Source organism: Streptomyces sp. DH-12, from assembly GCF_002899455.1.
Lineage (GTDB): Bacteria > Actinomycetota > Actinomycetes > Streptomycetales > Streptomycetaceae > Streptomyces.
In genome coordinates this window covers 5,276,873-5,300,815 of sequence record NZ_PPFB01000001.1, presented here as the reverse complement: position 1 = coordinate 5,300,815, position 23,943 = coordinate 5,276,873, and the positions used below count along the sequence as shown (strand labels likewise).

At 72.1% G+C, this 23,943-nt stretch carries 20 protein-coding genes and 1 pseudogene; 10 read left to right on the top strand and 11 right to left on the bottom strand.

Features of this window, described 5'->3' with window-relative positions:
* Positions 1-10: 10 nt before the first annotated feature.
* Positions 11-1,177 carry an HpcH/HpaI aldolase/citrate lyase family protein gene (locus C1708_RS22765; protein ID WP_106414408.1) on the bottom strand — a complete coding sequence of 389 codons (1,167 nt, stop codon included), beginning with the start codon at positions 1,175-1,177 and terminating at the stop codon, positions 11-13.
* A 173-nt stretch (positions 1,178-1,350) separates the two neighbouring features.
* Here C1708_RS22765 and C1708_RS22760 point away from each other — a divergent pair, with 173 nt between their 5' ends.
* Positions 1,351-2,328 (top strand): TerD family protein, encoded by a 978-nt coding sequence (locus C1708_RS22760; RefSeq protein WP_106414407.1) that lies wholly within the window; start codon positions 1,351-1,353, stop codon positions 2,326-2,328.
* Positions 2,329-2,364: 36 nt separating this feature from the next.
* On the opposite strand, the gene C1708_RS22755 is transcribed toward C1708_RS22760, so the two are convergent.
* From C1708_RS22755 to C1708_RS22730, 6 genes are all read right to left on the bottom strand, one after another.
* Positions 2,365-3,102, bottom strand: a complete 738-nt coding sequence (locus C1708_RS22755; RefSeq protein WP_106414406.1) for a TerD family protein — start codon at positions 3,100-3,102, stop codon at positions 2,365-2,367.
* Between the two features lie 135 nt (positions 3,103-3,237).
* A complete protein-coding gene (locus C1708_RS22750) occupies positions 3,238-4,377 on the bottom strand; it encodes a DUF475 domain-containing protein (RefSeq protein ID WP_106414405.1) in 1,140 nt (379 codons plus the stop codon).
* 48 nt (positions 4,378-4,425) lie between these two features.
* Positions 4,426-5,001, bottom strand: coding sequence for a TerD family protein (locus C1708_RS22745; RefSeq protein WP_106414404.1), 576 nt, complete (start codon positions 4,999-5,001; stop codon positions 4,426-4,428).
* A 151-nt stretch (positions 5,002-5,152) separates the two neighbouring features.
* Positions 5,153-5,728: a calcium homeostasis/redox stress adaptation protein gene (locus C1708_RS22740; protein ID WP_106414403.1), complete on the bottom strand. Its 576-nt coding sequence runs from the start codon at positions 5,726-5,728 to the stop codon at positions 5,153-5,155.
* Positions 5,729-5,841: 113 nt separating this feature from the next.
* On the bottom strand, positions 5,842-6,300 hold the full coding sequence (locus C1708_RS22735) for a peroxiredoxin (RefSeq protein WP_106414402.1): 459 nt from the start codon (positions 6,298-6,300) through the stop codon (positions 5,842-5,844).
* Positions 6,301-6,418: 118 nt separating this feature from the next.
* On the bottom strand, positions 6,419-6,856 hold the full coding sequence (locus C1708_RS22730) for a DUF3052 domain-containing protein (RefSeq protein WP_198602566.1): 438 nt from the start codon (positions 6,854-6,856) through the stop codon (positions 6,419-6,421).
* 403 nt (positions 6,857-7,259) lie between these two features.
* Between C1708_RS22730 and aceE the strand changes: the two genes are divergently transcribed.
* Positions 7,260-10,007 carry a pyruvate dehydrogenase (acetyl-transferring), homodimeric type gene (aceE, locus tag C1708_RS22720; RefSeq protein ID WP_106414401.1) on the top strand — a complete coding sequence of 916 codons (2,748 nt, stop codon included), beginning with the start codon at positions 7,260-7,262 and terminating at the stop codon, positions 10,005-10,007.
* A 61-nt stretch (positions 10,008-10,068) separates the two neighbouring features.
* Here the strand turns inward: aceE and C1708_RS22715 are convergent, their stop codons facing one another.
* Together C1708_RS22715 and C1708_RS33790 are read right to left on the bottom strand one after the other, a co-directional pair.
* Positions 10,069-10,377, bottom strand: coding sequence for a small hydrophobic protein (locus tag C1708_RS22715; RefSeq protein WP_106414400.1), 309 nt, complete (start codon positions 10,375-10,377; stop codon positions 10,069-10,071).
* A gap of 201 nt (positions 10,378-10,578) precedes the next feature.
* Positions 10,579-10,770 (bottom strand): hypothetical protein, encoded by a 192-nt coding sequence (locus tag C1708_RS33790; protein WP_133169081.1) that lies wholly within the window; start codon positions 10,768-10,770, stop codon positions 10,579-10,581.
* 66 nt (positions 10,771-10,836) lie between these two features.
* On the opposite strand from C1708_RS33790, the gene C1708_RS22710 reads away from it, so the two are divergent.
* Positions 10,837-12,054 (top strand): alpha/beta hydrolase, encoded by a 1,218-nt coding sequence (locus C1708_RS22710; protein WP_106414399.1) that lies wholly within the window; start codon positions 10,837-10,839, stop codon positions 12,052-12,054.
* 67 nt (positions 12,055-12,121) lie between these two features.
* Positions 12,122-12,997, top strand: coding sequence for a DUF4429 domain-containing protein (locus C1708_RS22705; protein WP_106414398.1), 876 nt, complete (start codon positions 12,122-12,124; stop codon positions 12,995-12,997).
* Between the two features lie 92 nt (positions 12,998-13,089).
* Here the strand turns inward: C1708_RS22705 and C1708_RS22700 are convergent.
* Positions 13,090-13,542, bottom strand: a pseudogene (locus tag C1708_RS22700) (MerR family transcriptional regulator); the annotation flags it as partial.
* Positions 13,543-13,636: 94 nt separating this feature from the next.
* Here C1708_RS22700 and C1708_RS22695 point away from each other — a divergent pair.
* From C1708_RS22695 to C1708_RS22670, 6 genes are all read left to right on the top strand, one after another.
* The gene (locus C1708_RS22695; protein WP_106416438.1) at positions 13,637-14,104 is read left to right on the top strand and encodes a GNAT family N-acetyltransferase; all 468 of its coding nucleotides are present in this window, start codon (positions 13,637-13,639) and stop codon (positions 14,102-14,104) included.
* An 18-nt stretch (positions 14,105-14,122) separates the two neighbouring features.
* Positions 14,123-14,944 (top strand): serine hydrolase domain-containing protein, encoded by an 822-nt coding sequence (locus tag C1708_RS22690; protein ID WP_106414397.1) that lies wholly within the window; start codon positions 14,123-14,125, stop codon positions 14,942-14,944.
* 147 nt (positions 14,945-15,091) lie between these two features.
* Positions 15,092-16,072 (top strand): hypothetical protein, encoded by a 981-nt coding sequence (locus C1708_RS22685; RefSeq protein ID WP_106414396.1) that lies wholly within the window; start codon positions 15,092-15,094, stop codon positions 16,070-16,072.
* A 54-nt stretch (positions 16,073-16,126) separates the two neighbouring features.
* A complete protein-coding gene (locus C1708_RS22680; protein WP_106414395.1) occupies positions 16,127-17,959 on the top strand; it encodes an HSP90 family protein in 1,833 nt (610 codons plus the stop codon).
* A 2-nt stretch (positions 17,960-17,961) separates the two neighbouring features.
* Complete coding sequence (locus C1708_RS22675) at positions 17,962-20,928, top strand: hypothetical protein (RefSeq protein WP_106414394.1); 2,967 nt, start codon at positions 17,962-17,964, stop codon at positions 20,926-20,928.
* 490 nt (positions 20,929-21,418) lie between these two features.
* Complete coding sequence (locus tag C1708_RS22670) at positions 21,419-22,993, top strand: S8 family serine peptidase (protein WP_106414393.1); 1,575 nt, start codon at positions 21,419-21,421, stop codon at positions 22,991-22,993.
* A gap of 288 nt (positions 22,994-23,281) precedes the next feature.
* On the opposite strand, the gene C1708_RS22665 is transcribed toward C1708_RS22670, so the two are convergent.
* Positions 23,282-23,938, bottom strand: a complete 657-nt coding sequence (locus C1708_RS22665) for a pirin family protein (RefSeq protein ID WP_198602565.1) — start codon at positions 23,936-23,938, stop codon at positions 23,282-23,284.
* Positions 23,939-23,943 lie beyond the last annotated feature (5 nt).

Here is a 23,943-nt window from a genome sequence, read left to right as displayed (position 1 = left end):
GACCCCTCGCTCACTCGGCCAGGCCCGCCGCGAGCAGTTCCACGAAGCCGATGTCCTCGTTGGCGACGCCGAAGACCTCGGCGCGCAGCAGGGTCCGCTCCGCCCAGGCGCGGTGCGGCTTCACCTCGTTCATCTTGTTGGTGTACGCGGAGCGCAGTACACCCCCGCCGTCGCGTTCCGGCCGGAGGATGTCCTGGGCGTCGCTGTACTCCTCGTGGCTGACGACGGACAGCGCGTGCACGGGCAGCACGTGGGAGGGGTGGATGCAGGTCTTGCCGAGCAGGCCGTTGGCCCGGTCCAGGGAGATCTCGCGCAGCAGGCCGTCCATGGCGTGCTCGATGAGCCTCTGGCGCAGCGCGGTGGCCTCCACCTCCAGGAAAGGGCTCTGCCGCAGCTGCGGCTTGAACATGCGCTCCTGCACCCGGAAGTACTCCCAGACGGGCCCGGTCACGGTGAACCCGGTGCCGTCGGCGCGGCCGAGCATGTTGACCACGTCGGAGATCACGGAGGCGACGACCTGGATGTCGTACGCGGTCATGTCGGGACCGCGGCGCAGCCCGTAGGAGGAGCAGAAGTCGGTGACGCCCAGGCGCAGGGCGAGCACGCGGTCCCGGTACTTGTCGACGGCGCGGAAGATGCCTTCGAGGGTCTCGACGCGGGTCTCGCGGTAGAGCAGCTCGGGCGACTCCAGCACCGGCATGGCGAACAGCCGGCGGCCGCTCGCGGACTCGGCGGCGGTGAGCGCCTCGAGGAACGGCAGGCCGCGTTCGGCGGTGAACTTCGGCAGCACGAATCCGGACAGCACCGCCACGGCGGGGCCGAGGCGGCGGACCAGGTCGCCGATCTGCTCGGGCTCCCGGACCCGGACGAACAGCAGCGGCAGGTCGGCTCCGGGCCGCGCGGCGAGGTCGGTGAGCTGGCGGACCAGGTTCTCCTCACCGGCGACGACCTCGGCGTCGCTGATGGAGTCCTCCAGGCACAGCACCATGGAGACCACGCCGCGGGCGCCCTGCTTGACGACGTCGTCGGCGAGCCGGGGGCGGGTGGCGGGGCTGTAGAGCGTGGCGCCGAGCGCCGCGGACAGCAGCCGGGCCGGAGAGTCGGCGGTGAACGCGCAGGGCTCCCGGTAGAAGAGGCGTTTCCGCACCTCAGGGGCGATGTGCCCGAAATGACGCATTGAACTCCCCCGTGGCGGTAGCGGACTCTGTGGAGCACCGGAAGGTGGCCGGTAATAGTACGTAGAAGCCCGTGTCGGCGGTTCCCGCCGGGCATGAACTTCAGGTAACCCCGTGATGTCGGGACCGACCCCCCGCATTGTCGTGGCCAGGCCGGAGAAGGCAGGATGACGGCATGACGCACGCGATGCTGAAGGGGTCGAACGTTCCTCTCGAGGCCACCACGGTACGCGCCGTGCTGCGCTGGTCGCCCGGGCAGGGGGTGCCGGACGTCGACGCCTCCGCGCTGCTCCTCGGTCTCGACGGCCGCGTGCGCTCCGACGAGGACTTCGTCTTCTACAACCAGCCCCGGCACCCGTCCGGGAAGGTGTGGCGGCTCGGCAAGAAGCGCGTCACCGAGGGCCTGACCGACACGATCCAGACAGATCTCGCCGGTGTCGAGTCCGGTGTCGGCCGCATCCTCCTCGTCGCGTCGGCGGACGGCGTGACCTTCGACCGCGTCAAGACGCTGCGCATCCTGCTGTACGACGCGCAGAACCCCGACGGGGAGGCGTTGGCCCACTTCGACGTCAAGCCTGAGACGGGCCAGGAGACCGCGCTGATCTGCGGCGAGCTGTACCGGCGCGGGGAGGGCTGGAAGTTCCGGGCGCTCGGCGAGGGCTACTCGAACGGGCTGAAGGGCCTGGCGACCGACTTCGGCATCTCGGTGGACGAGTCGGAGGCCGCCGGGGATCCGGAGACGTCCGCCGCGCCGAGCACGCCCGAGCCCCCGGCGCAGGCCCCCGAGGGCATCTCGCCCGACGCGGTGACGCAGCCGCAGGTTCCGGCGGTGCCGCCGGTCCCGGAGGTGCCGCCGGTCCCGGAGGTGTCCCGCCCGCTGCCGCCGGAGCAGCCGCCCGCGGGTGTGCCCACGCAGCCCGCGTACGGCTACCCCCCGCAGCAGCCCCCGGCCGCCCCGCCCGCCGCCGCGCAGCCCGCCTACGGCTACCCGCACCCGACGAGCCGTCCCACGTACGGCTATCCGGCGCCCGCGCCCGCCACGGCCGCCGCCCAGCCGGCACAGGCGGGGTACGGCTTCCCGCCGCCGGCCACGGGCGCGCCCGACCCGGACTTCCGGCTGCCGCCGCAGGGACCGCAGTTCATCGGACGCTAGGACGCACCGCGACGGGCGCCCCGGGCGGCCCGCGGCTCAGCGGTGGGGCTTGGTCTTGGAGCCCCTGCCCCACTGCAGGCCCCAGCCGTACAGGCGGTCCAGCTCGGCCTGGAAGCCGTAGACGAACCGCACCTCGCGGCGCACGACGATCTCGTTCTTCACGTTCTCGATCAGCACCACCGCGCAGGAGCGGGCCTGCGGCTGGCGTTCGTCGAGGGAGATCTCGACGCGCGGGCCGTTGCTCGGGTGGAGCGTGACGACGGCCTTGGTGCGGTCGAAGGCCGGGGTCTGGTCGTAGATGTAGGCGAAGACCAGCAGGCGTTTGATGTTCTCCCGCTGGTCGAGGTTGACGTAGATCGTCTCGCCGGAGGCGGAGCCGAACCGGTCGTCACCGCTGAGCTTGACGTACGGCGGATCGTTGACGTCGCCCAGATAGCCGCCGAGGGGCTGCACCACGCCCTTGGTGCCGTCCTGCAGCTCGTACAGGCAGCCCAGGTCGAGGTCGACGTTGACCATGGACTGACTGTGCGCGACGACCTCCGGCGGCTTGAGCGCCCTGAACGGGTGGCGCAGCAGGCTCTCGCGCTGCAGGCCGCCGAAGTCGGAGGTGCGCATCTGCCAGCTCAGGTTGATGCGCAGATGCCCGGTGGCGGCGCCCTGTTTGGTCAGGGACACGTGTGGGTGCCGCTTGGTCAGCTCGATGGCGTTCGTGGCCGCGTTGCCGGAGACGAAGTCGTCGTTCCGCCCGCGCCGCAGTCCGTCCAGTAAACCCATTCCCGCCCCATGTCCACTCGTCGGGCCCCCGCCGGTGGCCGCGGGGCGCCGGTGCGCCGCACGGCCGACGGGGCGGCCACGAGGACCCGGTCCTCGTGGCCGCCCCGTCGAGAGCGTTCCTCATCGGGAGGGCTGTCACACCCCGGACGAGACCTCTGTCTTCTCTCCCGCGGCCGCCTCGGCCGCGGCGAGCCGCCTGTTGCGGAGCACGGAGGACCAGAAGGAGGCGCCGATCAGGATGACGCCGATGGAGCCGGTGATGAGCTCGGGGATCTCGTACTGGATGGTGACGAGCAGGATCAGCGCCAGGGCGCCGATGGCGTAGTGGGCGCCGTGCTCCAGGTAGACGTACTCGTCGAGGGTGCCCTGGCGGACCAGGTAGACCGTGAGCGACCGGACGTACATGGCGCCGATGCCGAGGCCGAGCGCCATCAGGACGATGTCGTTGGTGACGGCGAAGGCGCCGATCACACCGTCGAAGGAGAAGGACGCGTCCAGCACCTCGAGGTAGAGGAACATGAAGAAGGCTGCCTTGCCGCCCACGGCGATCACCGACTTGGGCTTGCCCTCGCGTGCGGCCTTCTCCTCCTCCTCGTGTACCTGCTCCTCCTCCTCTTCGAGCTTGTCCTCGAAGTAGCCGGAGAGTCCGCCCACGATCATGTAGGTGATCAGACCGGCGATGCCGGCCAGCAGGACCGTCTCCGCCTTGTCCACGTGCGCGCCGCCGTGCTGGTGGGCGTTGGAGGCGAAGGTCACGGCGGAGATCAGCAGGACGATCAGCGCCACGCAGACCGACAGCATGTCGACCTTGCCGAGCTTGGCCAGCGGCCGCTCCAGCCAGGCCAGCCACTTGATCTCCCGGTCCTCGAAGAGGAAGTCCAGGAAGATCATGAGCAGGAACATGCCGCCGAAGGCCGCGATGGCCGGGTGGGCATCGGTGACGAGCTCCTGGTAACGGTCCTTGTCGCTCAGCGCGAGGTCGACCGCCTCGATGGGGCCGAGCTGTGCGCTGACCGCGACGATGACGACGGGGAACACCAGCCGCATGCCGAAGACGGCGATCAGGATGCCGATGGTGAGGAAGATCTTCTGCCAGAAGGCATTCATCTTCTTCAGGATTCCGGCGTTGACCACCGCGTTGTCGAAGGACAGCGAGATCTCGAGGATCGAGAGGATCGCCACGATCCCGAAGGCTGTCCACCCCCCGAAGAGAAATGCTGCGACCAGGCCGAGCGCGGTCACCGCGAACGACCAGCCGAAGGTTTTCAGAACCACTGGCTACCCCATGTGTGTGAACGGGTGTCCCCCGCCGCCGTGGCGGCTTTACGAAACATTGACCCCGAAGTCTAGAGCGATACCGCGCAGACCCGACGCGTACCCCTGCCCTACCGCACGGAACTTCCACTCGCCCTGGTAGCGGTACAGCTCACCGAAGATCATCGCCGTCTCCGTGGAGGCGTCCTCGCTGAGGTCGTACCGGGCGAGCTCCTGGCCGTCCGCCTGGTTCACCACGCGGATGAAGGCGTTGCTGACCTGGCCGAAGGTCTGGCCGCGCTCGTCCGCCATGTGGATGGACACCGGAAAGACGATCTTGTCGCACTGCGGCGGCACCTTGGAGAGGTCCACCAGCAGGGACTCGTCGTCGCCCTCGCCCTCGCCGGTCAGGTTGTCGCCGGTGTGCTCCACCGAGCCGTCCGGGCTCGTGAGCTGGTTGTAGAAGACGAACCACTCGTCCCCCATGACGCGGCCGCCGCTGCACATCAGCGCACTGGCGTCGAGGTCGAAGTCGGCGCCCGTGGTGGAGCGCGCGTCCCAGCCGAGCCCGACCATCACCTGCGTGAGGTCGGGTGCGGCCTTGGACAGGGAGACGTTCCCCCCTTTGGCGAGCGTGACGCCCATGATGCTGGTCCCCCTCCGAGTGTCTTTCCAGGTGGTCCTGCGCTCCCCCGCGCGGGGGCGTCCCCGCGCGCCGCGCGCACGCAGCGCGCGGCGCCCGGGCGATGGCCGTACGGGACGGCCCGCCCGGGCGCGTACCCGGGACGTGCCCGTCTCAGACGTTCACGCCGAAGTCCTGCGCGATGCCGCGCAGGCCGGAGGCGTAGCCCTGGCCGATGGCGCGGAACTTCCACTCCGCGCCGTGGCGGTACAGCTCGCCGAAGACCATGGCGGTCTCGGTCGAGGCGTCCTCCGACAGGTCGTAGCGGGCGATCTCGGCGCCGCCGGCCTGGTTGACGACGCGGATGAACGCGTTGCGCACCTGGCCGAAGGACTGCTGGCGGTTCTCGGCGTCGTAGATCGAGACCGGGAAGACGATCTTCTCCACGTCGGCCGGGACGGTGGCCAGGTTGACCTTGATCTGCTCGTCGTCGCCCTCGCCCTCGCCGGTGAGGTTGTCACCGGTGTGCTCGACGGACCCGTCGGGGCTCTTGAGGTTGTTGAAGAAGATGAAGTGCTGGTCGCTGGCGACCTTGCCCGAGCTGTTCAGCAGCAGGGCACTGGCGTCCAGGTCGAAGTCGGTGCCGGTCGTGGTGCGGACGTCCCACCCCAGTCCGACGATGACCGCGGTCAGGCCCGGCGCCTCCTTGCTCAGCGATACGTTGCCGCCCTTGCTGAGGCTGACTCCCACGAGTCCTCCCTTGGTGTCCCGGGGGCGGGATGCCCCGTTGTGCATGGATGTCGGATCAACGAATCGATCCTAGTGACGGGTTCCCCGGGCCCGCAGGCCCTGGGGACGGACGTTCACAGGGTGTCGAGCGCCGCGAGGTACTCGCCGGGGTCACGGGCGTCCGTCATCCCGCTGGTCACGGTGCGGCGCACCACGCCCTGCTTGTCGATCACGAAAGTGCCCCGGACCGCGCAGCCCTTGTCCCCGTCGAAGACGCCGTAGGCGCGCGAGACGTCGCCGTGCGGCCAGAAGTCGCTGAGCAGCGGAAAGGGCAGGTTCTCCTGCTCGCCGAAGACCCTGAGGGTGTGGACGGAGTCGTTGGAGACGGCGAGCACCTCGGCGTCGCGCTCGGCGAACTGCTCCAGCCGATCGCGGATCTCGCTCAGCTCGCCGGTGCAGACACCGGTGAAGGCGAACGGGTAGAAGAGCAGCACGACGTTCTTCTGCCCGCGGAAGTCGGACAGACGCACCGGGGCGCCGTGATTGTCCTTGAGTTCGAAGTCGGGGGCCTGCTCGCCGACCGGGATCGTCATCGTCGTCCTCGTCGCTCCGGGGTGGTGCCGTGCGACCACCCTACGCAGGCCGGACGAGGGCCCCGCGAACGGGCCGACGCGTGCCACGCACGTCGTCGCCGGCCCGTCCGGGGGTGGGTCACCGCTTCGACTTGGCGGCCTTCGGGGTCGCCAGTCGGCTGCCGCTCCAGTCCTTGCCCACGCTGACGCTCTTGGACGCCGTCAGGCCGGCCGTGGCGGCGGCCTCCGAGATGTCACTCGGCTCGACGTAGCCGTCCCGGCCGGTCTTCGGCGTGAGCAGCAGGATCGCGCCGCCCTCTTCGATGTACGTGGTGGCATCCACCAGCGCATCCGTCAGGTCGCCGTCGTCGTCACGGAACCACAGCACAACGGCGTCGGCCACGTCGTCGTAGTCCTCGTCGACAAGGTCGCTCTCGATGACGCCCTCGATAGCCTCGCGGAGCTCCTGGTCGACGTCGTCGTCGTAGCCGATCTCCTGGACCACCTGCCCGGGCTGGAACCCCAGCCTGGCGGCAGGGTTCGTCCGCTCCTCCGCGTGGTCCGCGGTCGCGCTCACGGGTTGCCTCCTGATCATGTCTTGGGAATAACTCAGCCACGCGCGTGCGCGAAGCATTGGCCGTAGTCCACACGGGCGGGACGGATCGCGCAAGTACCCGGCCGTGCGGACCGCCGAAACGGTGACGATCCTGGCCGGGTCACCGCAACTTCAGGCACACCGCCCTCGTCGACAGTGATGGACACCACACCTTTGTGCCCTGTTTGGGCGTTTGGGAACCGTCTGTGGGTACGAGACTCGCATGTACTCGCCCCTTGCGTCACCGTACCGGCCCCGGCGTGGGATTACCTCTCGGTAGAGATGACGTCCGCGGCCGCCGGGTGGAGCATGGGAGCGGCGCACACCGGGCCGTGACGAGCGAGACGGCGGCCCATCTCCGGCCCTCTGACAGGTAAGGAACAGCGTGGCTTCCGCATCCGATCGCAGCCCGATCATCATTGGCGGCCTTCCGAGTCAGGTTCCTGACTTCGACCCCGAGGAAACCCAGGAGTGGCTCGACTCCCTCGACGCCGCGGTCGACGAGCGCGGCCGGGAGCGGGCCCGTTATCTGATGCTGCGGCTGATCGAGCGTGCCCGCGCCCGGCGCGTGGCCGTGCCCGAGATGCGCAGCACGGACTACGTCAACACGATCCCCACCCGGGCCGAGCCGTTCTTCCCGGGCAACGAGGAGATCGAACGCAAGATCTTGAACGCGACCCGCTGGAACGCGGCCGTGATGGTCTCGCGCGCCCAGCGCCCGGGCATCGGGGTCGGCGGCCACATCGCCACGTTCGCGTCCTCCGCGTCGCTGTACGACGTGGGCTTCAACCACTTCTTCCGCGGCAAGGACGAGGGCGACGGCGGTGACCAGGTCTTCTTCCAGGGACACGCCTCGCCGGGCATCTACGCCCGCGCGTACCTGCTGGACCGGCTGAGCGAGCGGCACCTGGACGGGTTCCGCCAGGAGAAGTCGAAGGCGCCGTACGCGCTGTCGTCGTACCCGCATCCGCGGTCGATGCCGGACTTCTGGGAGTTCCCGACGGTGTCGATGGGCCTCGGCCCGATCGGCGCCATCTACCAGGCGCGGATGAACCGCTACATGCACGCGCGCGGCATCGCGGACACCTCGAAGTCGCACGTGTGGGCGTTCCTCGGCGACGGCGAGATGGACGAGCCGGAGTCGCTGGGCCAGCTGAGCATCGCCGCGCGGGAGGGCCTGGACAACCTCACCTTCGTCGTCAACTGCAACCTGCAGCGGCTGGACGGCCCGGTGCGCGGCAACGGGAAGATCATCCAGGAGCTGGAGTCGGTCTTCCGCGGGGCCGGCTGGAACGTGATCAAGCTGATCTGGGACCGCACCTGGGACCCGCTGCTGGCCCAGGACCGCGACGGCGTGCTGGTGAACAAGATGAACACCACACCGGACGGCCAGTTCCAGACGTACGCCACCGAGTCCGGGGCGTACATCCGCGAGCACTTCTTCGGCGACGACCACCGGCTGCGCGCGATGGTCGAGGGCATGACCGACGACCAGATCCTGCACCTGGGGCGCGGCGGTCACGACCACCGCAAGATCTACGCGGCGTACAAGGCGGCCCTGGAGCACAAGGGCCAGCCGACGGTGATCCTGGCGAAGACGATCAAGGGCTGGACGCTCGGCCCGAACTTCGAGGGCCGCAACGCCACGCACCAGATGAAGAAGCTGACGGTCGACGACCTGAAGCACTTCCGCGACCGGCTGCACCTGCCGATCCCCGACAAGGACCTGGAGTCCGGGCTGCCGCCCTACTACCACCCGGGACCGGACACGGAGGAGATGCAGTACATGCACGACCGCCGCCGGTCCCTCGGCGGGTACGTGCCGACCCGGGTGGTGCGCAGCAAGCCGCTGGCGCTCCCGGACGACAAGGCGTACGCGAGCGTGAAGAAGGGCTCGGGCCAGCAGTCCATCGCGACGACCATGGCCTTCGTGCGGCTCCTCAAGGACCTCATGCGGGACAAGGAGATCGGCCGCCGTTTCGTGCTGATCGCGCCGGACGAGTACCGCACGTTCGGCATGGACTCGTTCTTCCCGAGCGCGAAGATCTACAACCCGCTGGGCCAGCAGTACGAGGCGGTGGACCGGGAACTGCTGCTCGCCTACAAGGAGTCCCCGCAGGGGCAGATGCTGCACGACGGCATCTCCGAGGCGGGCTGCACGGCCTCGCTGATCGCGGCGGGCTCGGCGTACGCCACGCACGGCGAGCCGCTCATCCCGGTGTACGTCTTCTACTCGATGTTCGGGTTCCAGCGCACCGGCGACCAGTTCTGGCAGATGGCCGACCAGCTGGCGCGCGGCTTCGTCCTCGGCGCGACCGCGGGGCGGACCACGCTGACCGGCGAGGGCCTCCAGCACGCGGACGGGCACTCGCAGCTGCTCGCCTCGACCAACCCGGCGTGCGTCGCGTACGACCCGGCGTTCGGCTACGAGATCGCGCACATCGTGCGGGACGGGCTGCGCCGGATGTACGGCTCGTCCGAGGAACACCCGCACGGCGAGGACGTCTTCTACTACCTGACGGTCTACAACGAGCCCATCCAGCACCCGGCGGAGCCGGAGAACGTGGACGTCGAGGGCATCGTCAAGGGCCTGTACCGCTTCAGCGAGGGCCGGGGCGGCTCGTACCCGGCGCAGATCCTGGCGTCCGGGGTCGCGCTGCCGTGGGCGATCGAGGCGCAGAAGATCCTCGCGGAGGAGTGGGACGTCAAGGCGGACGTCTGGTCGGCGACCTCCTGGAACGAGCTGCGGCGCGAGGCGGTGGAGTGCGAGCGGCACAACCTGCTGCACCCGGAGGAGGAGCAGCGCACCCCGTACGTGACGCGCAAGCTGGCCTCGGCGCGGGGGCCGGTGGTGGCGGTGTCGGACTGGATGCGGTCGGTGCCGGACCAGATCGCGCGCTGGGTTCCGGGGACGTACCAGTCGCTGGGCGCGGACGGGTTCGGCTTCGCGGACACGCGCGGGGCGGCACGGAGGTTCTTCCACATCGACGCGCAGTCGATCGTGCTGGCGGTGCTGACGGAGCTGGCGCGTGAGGGCCATCTGGACCGCTCGGTGCTGAAGCAGGCGCTCGACCGGTACCAGCTGCTGGACGTGACGGCCGCGGACCCGGGCACGGCGGGCGGCGACGCGTAAGCACGGGAACGGCTGAGCCCCCGGCGCCTCGCCGGGGGCTCAGCCGTGTGGTGCCCGGGTGTCAGAGCATGCCGGAACCGATGCCGCCCGCCCCGGCCAGCCAGATCACGGCCAGGAGCGTGTCGATGGCGCCGAGGACCAGGGCGATCAGGGCCGGCACCGAGCGGGAGCCCGCCCAGCTGCGGCCCATCGCCAGCCAGCCGCACACCATCGCCACCGGGCCGAGAATGATGCCCAGGACGAAGAAACCGGCGACGGCGCAGATGGCTCCGACGATCCCGAGCGTCGCGCGATCCGGCCCGGACCGTGACCACGTCCGGCCACTGGTGCGGGGGTGCCTGCGCGTTCCGTGTCCGAAGCTCGCCATCATCAACTCCCTGATGGGTTGGTTGACATGGCGGGTACCCCCGCTCTCGTGACGAATTCCCCCCGTGCGTACGGCGGGTGACCGCTGCCTGCGCGCCGCCCCCCTCCAGCAGCGCGCCGCAGCCGGTCCTCCCCCATGCCCTGCGCAGGACGTGACCCACTGTGACCTGGGCGCGGTCCGGAGGGGAGGGATCACCGCACCGGTTCACCCTGATGAGCGAAATCCGGCCCGACGGCCCGTCAGAGAACCGCCGGATGCGGCCGCGCGCGCCTCCGTGTCCTCGCCGCGCTCGGTGAGCAGCGCGGCGAGGACGGCGACCGCGGCGACGTCGGCGGCGACGCGGCGGGCCCGGCCCTCGCCGCGCACCGGCATACGGACCCATCCCTGGATCGGCACAGCGAAACGTGATCCCGGTCACTGGACTCCCGCGAGACACCCCCGTTCTCCTAATGTGTCCTTCCAGTGACTTCCTTCGACACCACCCCTCAGCTGAACGTCTGGCGGGCGCTGCTGGCGCTCGCCGTGGTCTTCGTGATGCTGGCGACCACCGGCTGGACGGCACGACGCCACCAGCGCCACCCCGCTCCCCTGCAGGCGTCGCTCGCCGCGTGGGAGGACGGCCGGGTGGCCGGAAGGCGGCTGCCCGACCCGCAGTCGGCGCCCACGCGGCTGGCCCGGTTCTTCGCCTCGCTCACCGACGCGCAGCGGCTGCGGCTCGCCGAGCGCTATCCGCTCGCCGTCGGCAACATGAACGGCGCGCCGGTCGAACTGCGCTACCGCGCCAACCGGATCGCGCTGGCCGAGGCGCGCGCGGTGGAGCTGGGACGACTGCACGACAGCCGGCTCACGCCCGCGGGCCGGCAGCAGGCGGCCCGCAGGACGGACCGGATCGAGGCGCTGATGCGGCCGGGCCGGCACATCCTCGCCTTCGACCCGGCGGGTTCCGGGCGGGTCGCCGAGGTCTTCGGCGACCTGGGCCGGGCCGAGCGGGTGTCGGTGGTCGTCCCCGGCGTCGACACCGACCTGCTCACCTTCCAGCGTTCCCGCGGCAGGCACTCCGCGCCCGCGGGGATGGCCAGGTCGCTGTACGAGGCCCAGCGGGACGCCGATCCCGCGACCCGCACGGCCGTGATCGCCTGGGCCGACTACACCACGCCCAGCGGACTCGGCATGGACGCGGCCACGGCGATGCGCGCGGAGGAGGGCGCGGGCCGGCTGGACGCGATGGTGCGGGGGCTGCCCGGCCTGGCCCCGGTCTCGCTGTTCTGCCACAGCTACGGCTCGGTGGTCTGCGGACTGGCCGCGCGCGGGCTGCCGGAGCGGGTGTCCGACATCGCCGTGGCCGGCAGCCCGGGGATGCGGGTGGAGAACGCCTCCCAGCTGCGCACCACCGCCCGGGTGTGGGCGATGCGGGACGCCGACGACTGGATCCAGGACGTGCCCTACCTGGAGCTCGGCGGACTGGGCCACGGGGCCGACCCGGTGGCCGACGGGTTCGGCGCGCGGGTGCTGTCGGCCCGTGACGCCGAGGGGCACGCCGGGTACTTCGTGCCCGGGACGGACAGCCTGCGGAACTTCGCGGGCATCGGGGTTGGCGCATACACGGCGGTGTCGTGCGCGCACGGGGACGGGGCGTGCCTGGCGGGTTTGTCCGGTACGACCCCTACCGGACGCGCGTAGAGGCGGGGATACTGCGGTGTACGCGGGGGAGGGGACGGGGAGGCTCGTGCCGCATACGATGAGCCGCATGGGTGACGTACTGGCCGGATTTCATGCCGCCTGGGAGTTCGAGTCCGACTCCGTGCTCATCCGTTACGTACGAGGGATTCGAACACCTAAGCTATTCCAGGCGCTCGGTGAACGGCGCGTGCCGCTGGAGGCGGTCGAGGGCGTGACCCTCACGCCCGGGAAGCGCGGGACCGTGGTCCTGCGGCTGGAACCACGGCCGGGAGCCGACCCGCTGATGGAGGCGGCCGCCGGGCAGCTGAAGGAGAGCAGCGACCCCTACCGGCTGGTGCTGCCCGCCGAGCGGGAGACGCTCGCCGAGTACTACGCCGACGAACTGCGCGACCGGCTCACCGAGTCGGGCCCGGCCGAACGCCACCTGGTGGCCGCGCCCGAGCCGCCGCTGCAGTTCAAGGCGTACGACGGCAAGGCGACGTTCGACGGCACGTCGGTAGCGTTCCGCTGGTTCTGGACCGGGGCGTCCTCAGCGAAGTGGAAGGCCGGCGACCAGCATTTTCCCGTCTCCGAGCTGAGCGGGGTGGAGTGGCGTTCGCCCGAGGTGTTCGAGGGCCATCTGCGGCTGCTGCGCCGGGACACGACGGTGCCGGCTCCGGCGCAGGCCGACCAGGACCCCGCCGCGGTGGTGTTCGGGCTCGGGTACGGGCCCGTGCACGAGTCACTGCCGTTCGCGGCGGCTGTGCTGGCCGCGGCGCGGAACGGTGCGGCGGTGCCGGCGATGTCGTCGCCGGCAGCGGTCGCGGGTGGGGCGACCGCCGCTCGGCGGGATCCCGCGGACATCGCCGAGCGGATCCGGCATCTCGGGGAACTGCATCAGGCGGGGCTGGTGACGGACGAGGAGTTCTCCTCGAAGAAGGCGGAATTGCTGGCGGAGCTCTGACCCGTCCCCCGGGGGCGGGTCCGCCGTGGCCGGCCGCGCGGTTCCCCGCGCCCCCCGGCGTCGTCGTCACCGGGTGCGCGGTCCTCGGGCCCCTCAGGGGCCGGGGCGCGCCCGGCGTCCGCGTAGAAGCTGATCTTGCGGTCCAGGACGGCCAGGGTGCCCTGGAGCTCGGCGATGCGGGCCAGCACGTCCTCGCGGGTCGCCTCGAGCAGTTCGAAGCGCTCGGCGTACGTGTGGTCGCCGGCCCGGACCAGTTCGGCGTAGCGCACCATGTCGGCGACCGGCATGCCGGTCAGGCGGAGCTTGCCGACCAGGGCGAGCCAGTCGAGGTCGCGGTCGGTGTAGCGCCGCTGCCCGGTGTGGGAACGGTCGACGTGCGGCATGAGGCCGATGCGCTCGTACCAGCGCAGGGTGTGCGCGGTCAGCCCGGTGAGGGCGGCCACCTCGCTGATCGTGTACTTGTCCTTGCCGTCCGGCCGCCGGCCGCCTCGCGGGGGTCCGGCGCAGGTGCCGGTCCTGGTGTCCGTGGTCTCCGTCACCGTCATGGCGTCCACGCTAGATCCTTCGAGCGCGCTCCAGGCAAGCGACCGCGGCCGGAATCGGGCGGACGTGTCGGGGTTCTCCGACTACCGTGCGGGCATGATCTCTGCACGCCGAGCGACACCCGACGACGCGGAGGAAGTGCTGCGTCTGCGCCAAGTGATGATCGACTCGATGGCCCGGTCCGACCCGTCCACCGCGTGGCACGCGGTGTCCCTGCCGGGTCTGCGCGACCGGCTGGCGGCGGACGGCTCCTTCGCCGTGTTCGTCGTGGACCACCCGGAGCGGCCCGGCGCCCTCGCCGCGACGGTGGCCGGCACGCTCGACTACCGCATCGGCGGCGCGCGGAACCCGCTCGGCACCGACGGCCACGTCTTCAGCGTCGCCACCGACCCGGACGTCCGCCGCCGGGGTTGTGCGCGGGCGTGCATGGTCGCGCTGCTGGAGTGGTTCCGCGAGCGGGGCGCCGGACGGGTCCGGCTGACCGCCAGCCCGGAGGCCGAACCCCTGTACCGGTCGCTGGGGTTCACGCCCAGGCCGGACCCTTTGCTGGAGCTCAGGCTGTGAGCGCTTAGGCTCGTCGTCATGTCGCTGAAGAGCCTCGCGTCGATCGAGAACTGGCCGGTTCCCACCGCTGCGGCGGGGGTGGTACGGGCGGACGGCACCGTCCTGGGCACGCACGGGCCGGCCGGGCGCCGCTTCCCGCTGGCCTCGGTCACCAAGCCGCTGGCCGCCTACGCGGTGCTCGTGGCGTACGAGGAGGGGGCGGTCGAGCTGGACGAGCCGGCCGGCCCGGACGGCTCGACGGTCCGGCATCTGCTGGCCCACACCTCGGGTCTGGCCTTCGACGAGCACCGGGTCACCTCCGCGCCCGGCGAGCGGCGGCTGTACTCCAACGCCGGGTTCGAGCAGCTGGGCGACCACGTGGAGAGGGCGACGGAGATCCCGTTCGCCGAGTACGCGCGGCAGGCGGTGCTGGAGCCGCTGGGGATGACGTCCACCTCGCTGGAGGGCTCCCCCGCCAAGGACGGTGTGTCCACGGTGGAGGACCTGCTGCGGTTCGCCGCCGAGGTGCAGGCGCCGCGGCTGCTGGACCCGCGGACGGTGGCCGCGGCGATGACCGTGCAGTACCCGGGCACCAAGGGCGTGCTCCCGGGCTACGGGCACCAGAACCCCAACGACTGGGGGCTGGGCTTCGAGATCCGGGACGGCAAGTCGCCGCACTGGACGGGCGCCTCGTCCTCGCCGCGCGCCTTCGGGCACTTCGGCCAGTCGGGCACGTTCCTGTGGATCGACCCGGACGCGGGCGCGGCCTGCGTGGCGCTCACCGACCGGGCGTTCGGACCCTGGGCGGTCGAGGCGTGGCCGCCGTTCACCGACGCGGTGCTGGCGGAACTGCGCGGCTGACTCCCGCCGTTCGCCCGGATGTGTCGCGATCACCGGCGTCACCTGCGAGGTTCGCGTGGGGCCGGTGTGAAAACCCTGTGGAAGCGGTGTCGGTGGCGCACCCTATGATGCGCCGGACGATCACGCGGGACCTGGGGAGGGCGCGACATGTTCGGAAAATTGTTCGGCAGGGGCGAGGGCGGGCCGGGGGCGGATCCGTACGCCCTGCCGGCGCCGCGCAGGAAGAACGGGACGTACGTCCTGCGCGCCCTCGGGGACACGCGTGTGCTGGCCGTCGTGGAGGCCGCGGACGCGGGTGACTGGGAGGCGGTCAGGACGGCCCTCGCCCCCTTCGACCTGGGCCGCGACCACCACGTCCTCGGCCAGCTGGCCGACCTGGACGGGGTGCAGGACTGGATCGGCCGCGCCGTCGAGGAGGACGAGGAGCACCGGGCCCTGGCCCTGCTGATCTCCGGGGCGCGGCACGTCAACTGGGGCTGGGAGGCCCGGACCAGCGCGCGCGCCGTGGACGTCACGCGCGAGCAGTGGCAGATCTTCTACGAGCGGCTCCGCGTCGCCGAGCGGCAGCTCTTCGAGGCCGCCGAGCTGCGTCCGGACTGGATCACCCCGTGGCGCCGGCTGCTCACCTCCGCACGCGGCATGTCGCTCGGCTCCCCGGTCGCGGAGGTCCGGCGCGACGCCGCCCTGCGCCGTGACCCGCTCGACCTGGAGGTCCACCTCGAATGGCTGTCCCAGCTCCAGCCCCGCTGGGGCGGCGAGCCGGGGGAGGCCCTGGAGTACGCCCGCGCGGCGTTCGCCGCCGCACCCGACGGCCACCGGCTCGGCTGTGCCGTCGCCATGGCGTACATCGAGGAGTGGGTGGAGTCCGACGACAGCGCCTGCCTGCAGCAGCCCGCGATCCGGGCCGAGTTGAGGCAGGCGGCGGAGCGCAGCATCCTGCACCACGCCTACGAGCGCCGCCTGGGCTGGCAGGGCGACTACAACATCTTCGCCATGGCCCTGTCCCTGGCCGGGAGCAGCACCGCGTCCAACGTCTTCCGCGAGCTGGAGGGCGCGTACACCGAGTGGCCGTGGACGTACATGTCCGAGCCGCAGAAGGCGTACGCGCGCTTCCGCAAGGCCTTCTGAGCCCCGGCTCGCACCCTCCGTCGCCACCGCACGCCCTCACACCCCGGACCCCCGATGACCCTGCCCGAGAACACTGCCGACCGCACCTTCCAGGTGGACCTGCGCGGCCTCGTCGACCTGCTCTCCCACCACCTCTACTCCAGCCCTCGCGTCTACCTGCGTGAACTGATGCAGAACGCGGTGGACGCGCTCACCGCCCGGCACACCCTCGAACCGGCCGCGCCCGCCGGCTCGTTCGGCATCCGGCTGTACGCCGACCGCTCCGTGGTCCGCGTCGAGGACGACGGCGTCGGCCTCACCGAGGCCGATGTGCACACCTTCCTCGCCACGATCGGCCGCAGCAGCAAGCGTGCCGACGGAATCGCCGAGCAACGGGGCGACTTCATCGGCCAGTTCGGCATCGGCCTGCTGTCCTGCTTCCTGGTCGCGGACGAGATCCACGTGGTCAGCCGGTCCGCCCGCACGCCCGGCGCGCCCGCCGTGGAGTGGCGGGGGCGCGGCGACGGCAGCTACACCGTGCGCACCCTGCCCGCCTCCGCCCGGCCCGCCCCCGGCACCACCGTCACCCTGACCCCGCGCGCCGACGCGGGCGAGTGGACCGCGCCCGCGCAGGTGCGGGGCCTGGCACGGCACTTCGGCTCGCTGCTGCGGCACCCGGTGACCTTCGACGACGGCTCCGGCGGCCCCGCCGTGCCGGTCAACCCGGAGGAGGCGCCCTGGGCGCGGACGTACCCGACGCCGGGCGCCCGGTCCCGCGCGCTCGCCCGGTACGGCGAGGAGGTGTTCGGCTTCGCGCCGCTGGACACCATCGAGCTGGACCTGCCGGCCGTGGGGCTGAAGGGCATCGCGTGCGTGCTGCCGGAGGCGGTGCCGGCCGGGCGCCGTCACGGCCACCGGGTGCACGTCAAGGGCATGCTGCTGTCCGAGCAGGCGGAGGAGATCCTGCCCGACTGGGCGTTCTTCGTGCGCTGCGTCGTCGACGCGGAGAGCCTGCGCCCGACGGCGTCCCGCGAGTCCCTGTACGAGGACGACACCCTGGCCGCGGTGCGCGACGCGCTGGCCGAGCGACTGCGCGCGTGGATCGCCCGCGTCGCCGCCAGCGACCCCGAGCTGCTGCACCGCTTCCTCCGGGCCCACCACCTGTCGGTGAAGTCGCTCGCCGTGCACGACGACGAGATCCTGCGGATGCTGCTGCCGTGGCTGCCGTTCGAGACCACCGACGGGCACTGCACGCTCGACGAGTTCTCCCGCACCCACCGCACCGTGCTGGTGACGTCCAGCGTGGAGGAGTTCCGGCAGGTCGCGGCGATCGCGTCGGCCGCCGGTCTCGGCGTCGTCAACGGCGGCTACACCTACGACCGCGAACTGGTGCACCGGCTGCCCGAGATCCGGCCGGAGGTGAGCGTCGCCGACCTCGACCCGGCGACCCTGACCGCGCACCTCGACCCGGTCGACCGGGAGACGGAGCTGGCCGCCGCGGCCTATCTGGCGCTGGCCCGTGACGCCCTCGCGGTGTTCGACTGCGACGTGGCGCTGCGCGCCTTCCAGCCGGCGTCCGCGCCCGCCCTGCTGGTCGACAGCCGGGAGGCCCGGCACGAGCGCACCCGCTCCCGGCTCGCCCGCGAGCAGGAGGGCGGCCTGTGGGGCGACATCCTGGGCGCCCTGCGGCAGGAGGCGCCGCGCGCCCAGCTGATCCTCAACCAGCTGAACCCGCTGGTGCGCACCGCCGTCGCGATCGACGAGCCGGAACTGGCCCGCACCAGCGCCGAGGCCCTGTACGGGCAGGCCGCGCTGCTGTCCCGGCGTCCGCTCAGGCCCGCCGAGTCCAGCCTCATCAACCGCTCCTTCCTCGACCTTCTCGCCCACGCCCTGCGCAAGGACAGCTGACGATGCAGACCCCGCCCCAGACCACCGACGAGCTGTACGAGGCGCTGCGGGAGAACGACCGCCTCCCCTACGGCCGTACCCGCACCGTCACCGCCGAGGAACTCGCCGAGGCGGCCGAGCTGTTCGGCGAGCCGGTGCCGCTGATCCACGCCCTGCTGGAACTCCAGGAGGCGTACACGTACGGCTCCGAGCCGCGGAAGTCGCCGGTCGTGTTCGCCCGGCTGCTGAACCTCTTCGACGAGCAGCCGGAGGTGTTCGACGACCGGCTGCGCCACCAGCTGTTCTGGCGGTTCAAGTGGGTCGCCGGCGCCCTGCGCAGCCTGCCCGAGATACCGCTGGCCGCCCTGCGCCAGTGGCTGACGGAGATGCGCGACCGCTACGAGAAGGCCGGCCTCGACCTCCAGCCGTACTACGGGCAGGCCTACCGGCTCGCCGTCCACACCGGCGAGGACACCGTGTCCGCCTACGAGTTGTGGGCGGGCCGGGCCCGCGTCCCGCTCAGCGACTGCGAGGCGTGCGAGACCTGCGACCGCGCCCTGCACCACCTGGCGTCCGGCGACGACGAGCGGGCGCTGCGCACCTGGGAGCCCGTGCTGGCCGGCAAGGAGTCCTGCCAGGAGGAGCCGGCCCGTTCCATCTCGCACGCGCTGCTGCCGCTGCTGCGCACGGGCCGCACCGACGAGGCGCGTCGTCTGCACCTGGCGGGGTACCGCGGCTGCCGCCGCAACCCGTCGATGGCCGGGGAGGTCGGCCGCCACCTGGAGTTCTGCGCGCTGACCGGCAACGAGGCGCGCGGCCTGGAGCTGCTGGCGGAGAACCGCAACCTGTTCGACGAGGTGGACTCGCCGCTGGAGCAGCTCGACCTGCTCACCGGCGTGGAGGTGCTGCTCGCCCGCGTCGAGGCGCTGGGCCACGGGGAGCTGCCCGCCGCCGGGTTCCCCGGCCGGAGCTGGACGGTGGCGACGCTGCGCGCCGAGGTGCGCGAGCGCGCCGACGACCTGGCCGCCCGTTTCGACGCCCGCAACGGCACGACGGCGCACTCCGACCGCCGCGGGGCCCGTCTCGGCCGGGCGCCGCTGCTGGAGTCGCTGGAGCTGACGCTGCGCCCGCGCGCCCTGGAGGACGTGGCTCCGGCGCCGGCCGCTCCGGCCCCGGCGCCCGCCGAGACCCTGCCCGAGTCGCCGGCCGACCTGATCAGGCGGGCGCGGGAGCTGGACGAGCAGGGGCACCCGGACGCACACGCCTGCTGGGCGCGGCTGCGCGACCTCGTCTCCGCCCGCGACTACGTCCACCCGGACGACCCGGAGGCGGGCCCGCTGGTGCGGCTGCGCGCCGATCTGCTGGACGAGGAGGCGACGCTGGCGGAGCGCAGGGACGCGCACGAGGACGCGGCGGCCCTGTACGAGGAGGCGGCGGGGCTGTACGAGGACGCGGGGCTCACGGGTCACGCGGTGTTCGCCCGGGCGAGCGCGGTGCTGGCGGGGGCGCAGGTGCCCCCGCCGGGTGCGGACGCCGAGGGCGCGCGGCCTGAGGGTGCGGAGGCCGAGGCCCGGGCCGCCGCCCAGGCCGCCCGGTTCACCGAGGCGCACGCGGAGCTGGTGCGGCTGCACGAGCAGGCGTCCGGGATCGCTCCGTACCTGGAGGCCCGGCTGCTGCGTCTGAGGGTGAGCGCGTGCGGCCTGCGGCTCCAGGCGTCCGGGGACGGGGCGCAGGCGGCCCCGGTCCTCGCCGAGGCGGAGCTGCTGTACGACTTCGCCACCCGGCACGGACTCACCGGGCAGATCGCCGCCGCCCGGCTGCTGCGGGCGACCACGCACGCCATGACCGGCGACCTGCCCGCCGCGCGCGCCGAGGCGGACGAACTGGTCGCGCTGCTGCGGACGGACGGGCCCGCCTGGCACCTGCCCCGCGCCCTCTCCCTGCGCGGCAAGATCCAGCTCGGCCTCGGGGACGCGGAGGCCGCCCACGCGAGCCTCAGCGAGGGGGTGCGGCTGGCCGCCGAGTGGCCCGCCGAAGCGGTCGACGCCCCGAACCTGCACGGCGAGCTGGCGCAGGCCTGCATGCATCTGGGCCGCCCCGACGAGGCGCTGCGGCACCTGACGCGGTCGGCGGAGCTGGAACTGCGGGCGGGCAACCGGTTCGACGCGTTCTGCGCCTACAGCAACGCGGCCCAGCTCAGCCTCGACCTGGACCGGATCGAGGACTGCATCGCGCTGCTCGACTCCCTGCTCGTCGAGCCGGACGTCGTCGACGGCGAGCTGGACGACCGGCTCGTCGCCCAGCTGCGCCTGACCCGTGCCCGCGCGCTGCGCGCCGGTGACGACCTCAAGGCCGCCACCGCGGAGTTCGTCGCCCTCGCGGCCGAGTCGGCCGGCTGGGACGACGACCCGGGGAGCCACGCCATGATCGCCGCGGAGACCGCCGTACTGCTCGGTGAGGCCGGGGAGTTCGGCAAGGCCCGGGAAGCGGTGGACCAGGCGCTGGCCGCCCACGCCCGCGACCCGCGGTTCGAGATGCTCAGCAACGCCCTGCGGGAGCTGGCCCGTCTCCAGGCGCACCAGCAGGGCCCCGAGGGCCTGACCGGCGCCCGCGCCTTCCTCGACGACGCCGGCCGGGTCGCCGACGCGGCCCGCGCCGTGGGCTTCGAGGCGCACGGCCGCTCCCTGGACACGGCCCTGGCCTACGAGCACGGACGGGTCAACGCGTACGCCGGTGCGTACGACGAGGCGCTGGCCGCGCTGGAGAAGGCCCTCGGGCTGCTCGGGGAGCCGGGCGAGGACGCCGGTCTGGCCGGGGAGTGGGCGGAGTGCGTCCGCCTGGCCGGTGTCGTGGAGGGCGTCTACCTGGAGCGCACCGCTCCGGCCCTCGCGCGGATCGGGGCGGCGGCGGACCGGCTGACGGCCCTCGGCCACACAGAGCCTGCCGAGGAACTGGCCGCTCTCGCGGCGAGGCTGCGCGACGAGGAGTGAGCGTCACGGCCCGGCCGGGCCACGGGCCGGTGACCGCGTCGGCGGTCACCGGCCCGCGCTCTCATCGAGTGGGTCCGCTCAGCGGACCCGTTCCTCCCCGTACCCCTTGTTCCAGCGGCACTGGAATTCGGCTCCGCTCACAGACGGGACCGGGCGAAGCGGACGTGACGTGCGGCGCGGCAGGGTTCCGTGAATTCACTGTGACAGTGATCTCGTTTACCCAGTGCTTCCGTACCGTTTGATGACCTTGTGTCATTTCCCCTGTGTGACGCGGAGGTCAAGGCCCGTCGGGACCCCTTGTGCAATCCGCGTAGACCGTTCAATCTTTCGGCTGGCGACAGGGAAATGCGATCGCGGTCACAGCGTCCGTGCTTGGCATGCACCTGACATGCGTACGTCCGGCGACCCGGTACGGACGTCCGCCACGCGGCGCCTCACCCCCAGGAGGCGCGACCCCCACACTCCCCACCTGTCGAGGAGGAACCCTCAGATGGCAGTGCAGCGAAACGCCAAGCGCAGATCGATCGCCGGCATCGGCGCGGTCGCCGCGGCGGCCCTCACGGGCGGCCTGTTCACCGCTCCCGCCGCGCACTCCGCCGAGTCCCCCAAGGGGGCGATCGCCTACGCGGACGCGCCGAACGCGGTCGAGGGCAGCTACATCGTCACCCTGAAGCCGGACACCAAGGCCGCCTCCGCCAAGGGCAAGGGTCTGGCCGAGAAGTACGGCGCCGACGTCGAGCACACCTTCCGCGAGGCCGTCAACGGCTACACCGTCGAGGCCACCGAGGCGGAGGCCGCCGAACTGGCCGCCGACCCCTCGGTCGCCCTGGTCGAGCAGAACCGCGCCTTCACCATCCAGGCCACGCAGACCAACCCGCCGTCCTGGGGCCTGGACCGCATCGACCAGACCGCGCTGCCGCTGAACGGCTCGTACACCTACGACGACACCGCCGGCCAGGGCGTCACCGCGTACATCATCGACACCGGTGTGCGCGTCTCCCACAGCGACTTCGGCGGCCGCGCCCGCAACGGCTACGACGCGGTGGACGGCGACAACGTCGCCCAGGACGGCAACGGCCACGGCACCCACGTCGCCGGCACCGTCGCGGGCAGCGCGTACGGCGTCGCCAAGAAGGCGGACATCGTCGGCGTGCGCGTCCTGGACGACAACGGCTCCGGCACCACCGCCGGCGTGATCGCGGGCGTCGACTGGGTCGCCGCCAACGCGGTGCTCCCGGCCGTCGCCAACATGTCGCTCGGCGGCGGCGCCAGCACCACGCTCGACAACGCGGTGCGGCGTGCCGTCGCCGCGGGCGTCACCTTCGCGGTCGCCGCGGGCAACGAGTCCACCACGGCGACCGGTTCCCCGGCCCGGGTGTCCGAGGCGATCACCGTCGGCGCGACGACGTCCACCGACGCCCGCGCCGGCTACTCCAACTACGGCGCGAACCTGGACATCTTCGCGCCGGGCTCCTCCATCACCTCCGCCTGGCACACCGGCGACAGCGCCACCAACACCATCTCCGGCACGTCGATGGCCACTCCGCACGTCGCGGGCGCCGCGGCGCTGTACCTCGCGGACAACCCGTCGGCCACCCCGGCGCAGGTCTCCTCCGCGCTGATCGCGAGCTCCGTCTCCGGCGCGGTCACGGGCCCGGGCACCGGCTCCCCGAACCGCCTGCTGTACGTCGGCGGCGACGGCGGCACCACCCCGCCGCCCGGCAAGACCTTCACCAACTCCACGGATCACCCGATCCGCGACCGGTCGACCGTCGAGTCCCCGATCACCGTCACCGGCGTCTCCGGCAACGCCCCCTCGGCCCTCCAGGTCCCGGTGAACATCGTCCACACCTACATAGGCGACCTGACGGTCCAGCTGGTCGCCCCCGACGGCTCGCTCTACACCCTCAAGTCCTCCGGCACCGGCGGCTCCACGGACAACATCAACACCACGTACACCGTGAACGCCTCCTCGGAGACGGCCAACGGCACGTGGAAGCTGCGCGTCACCGACGGCTACTCCGGCGACACCGGCTACATCAACAGCTGGGGCCTGACCTTCTGAGGTCCTGACCACAGCACTCCCCCTCCGCCCCGGCACGGTCCACCGCGCCGGGGCGGAGCCCTGTCACCCACCGTCCGGACACTGACGTTGCGGGAACCGAGGCTGGACGTCGGGCACCCGAAGCCCAGGGCGCCGGAAGAGCTGACCGACGCCGTCAGGTCGTCCCACGAGCGCATCGACGCGTGGGCCGAAGATGCCGAGCAGGCGTTCCCGTCGTCCACGACGCGGGGTTTCAGCGCGACATGGACGGCCACCGGGGTGCTTCCGCCCGAGCACCGGAGCCGGTGGTCAGAACGCCGACATCTCCCACATCAGCACCTCCGCCGGCCCCTCCGCCACCGCCTCCGCGTCCTTCTCGTCCGTGAGGCGGGCCGCGTCGCCCTGGTTCAGGGTCTCGCCGTCGAGGCGGACCGCGCCGCGGACCACGTGGACGTAGGCGTGGGCCGCCGCGGGGACTTCCGTGCGCTCCCCCGCCGACAGCCGGCGGACGTGGAGCATCGCGCCCGCCTCCGGGAGGGCGTACGGCGTGGAGTCGGCTATGCCGCGGACGACCTCGTAGCGGGGTTCGCCGCCCGGCTTCAGCGGGGCCAGCCACATCTGGAGGAAGGTCAGCGGGGTGCGGCCCGCGTTGCGCTCCACGTGGCGGACGCCCGACGCCGCGCTGAGGCGCTGGAGGTCGCCGGGCCGGATCACCGTCTCGTGGCCCGTGGAGTCGCGGTGGGTCAGCTCGCCGGCGATCACCCACGTGACGATCTCGGTGTGGCTGTGCGGGTGCTCGTCGAAGCCGGCGCCCGGACCCAGGTGCTCCTCGTTGCAGGCGATCACCGCGCCGAAGCGCAGGTTGTCCGGGTCGTAGTGGGGGCCGAAGGAGAAGGCGTGCCACGACTCGATGCCCGCCGCCGGGTCTCCGCCCCTGTAGCGCTCGCTCGCTCGCCTGACGTCCATCACGC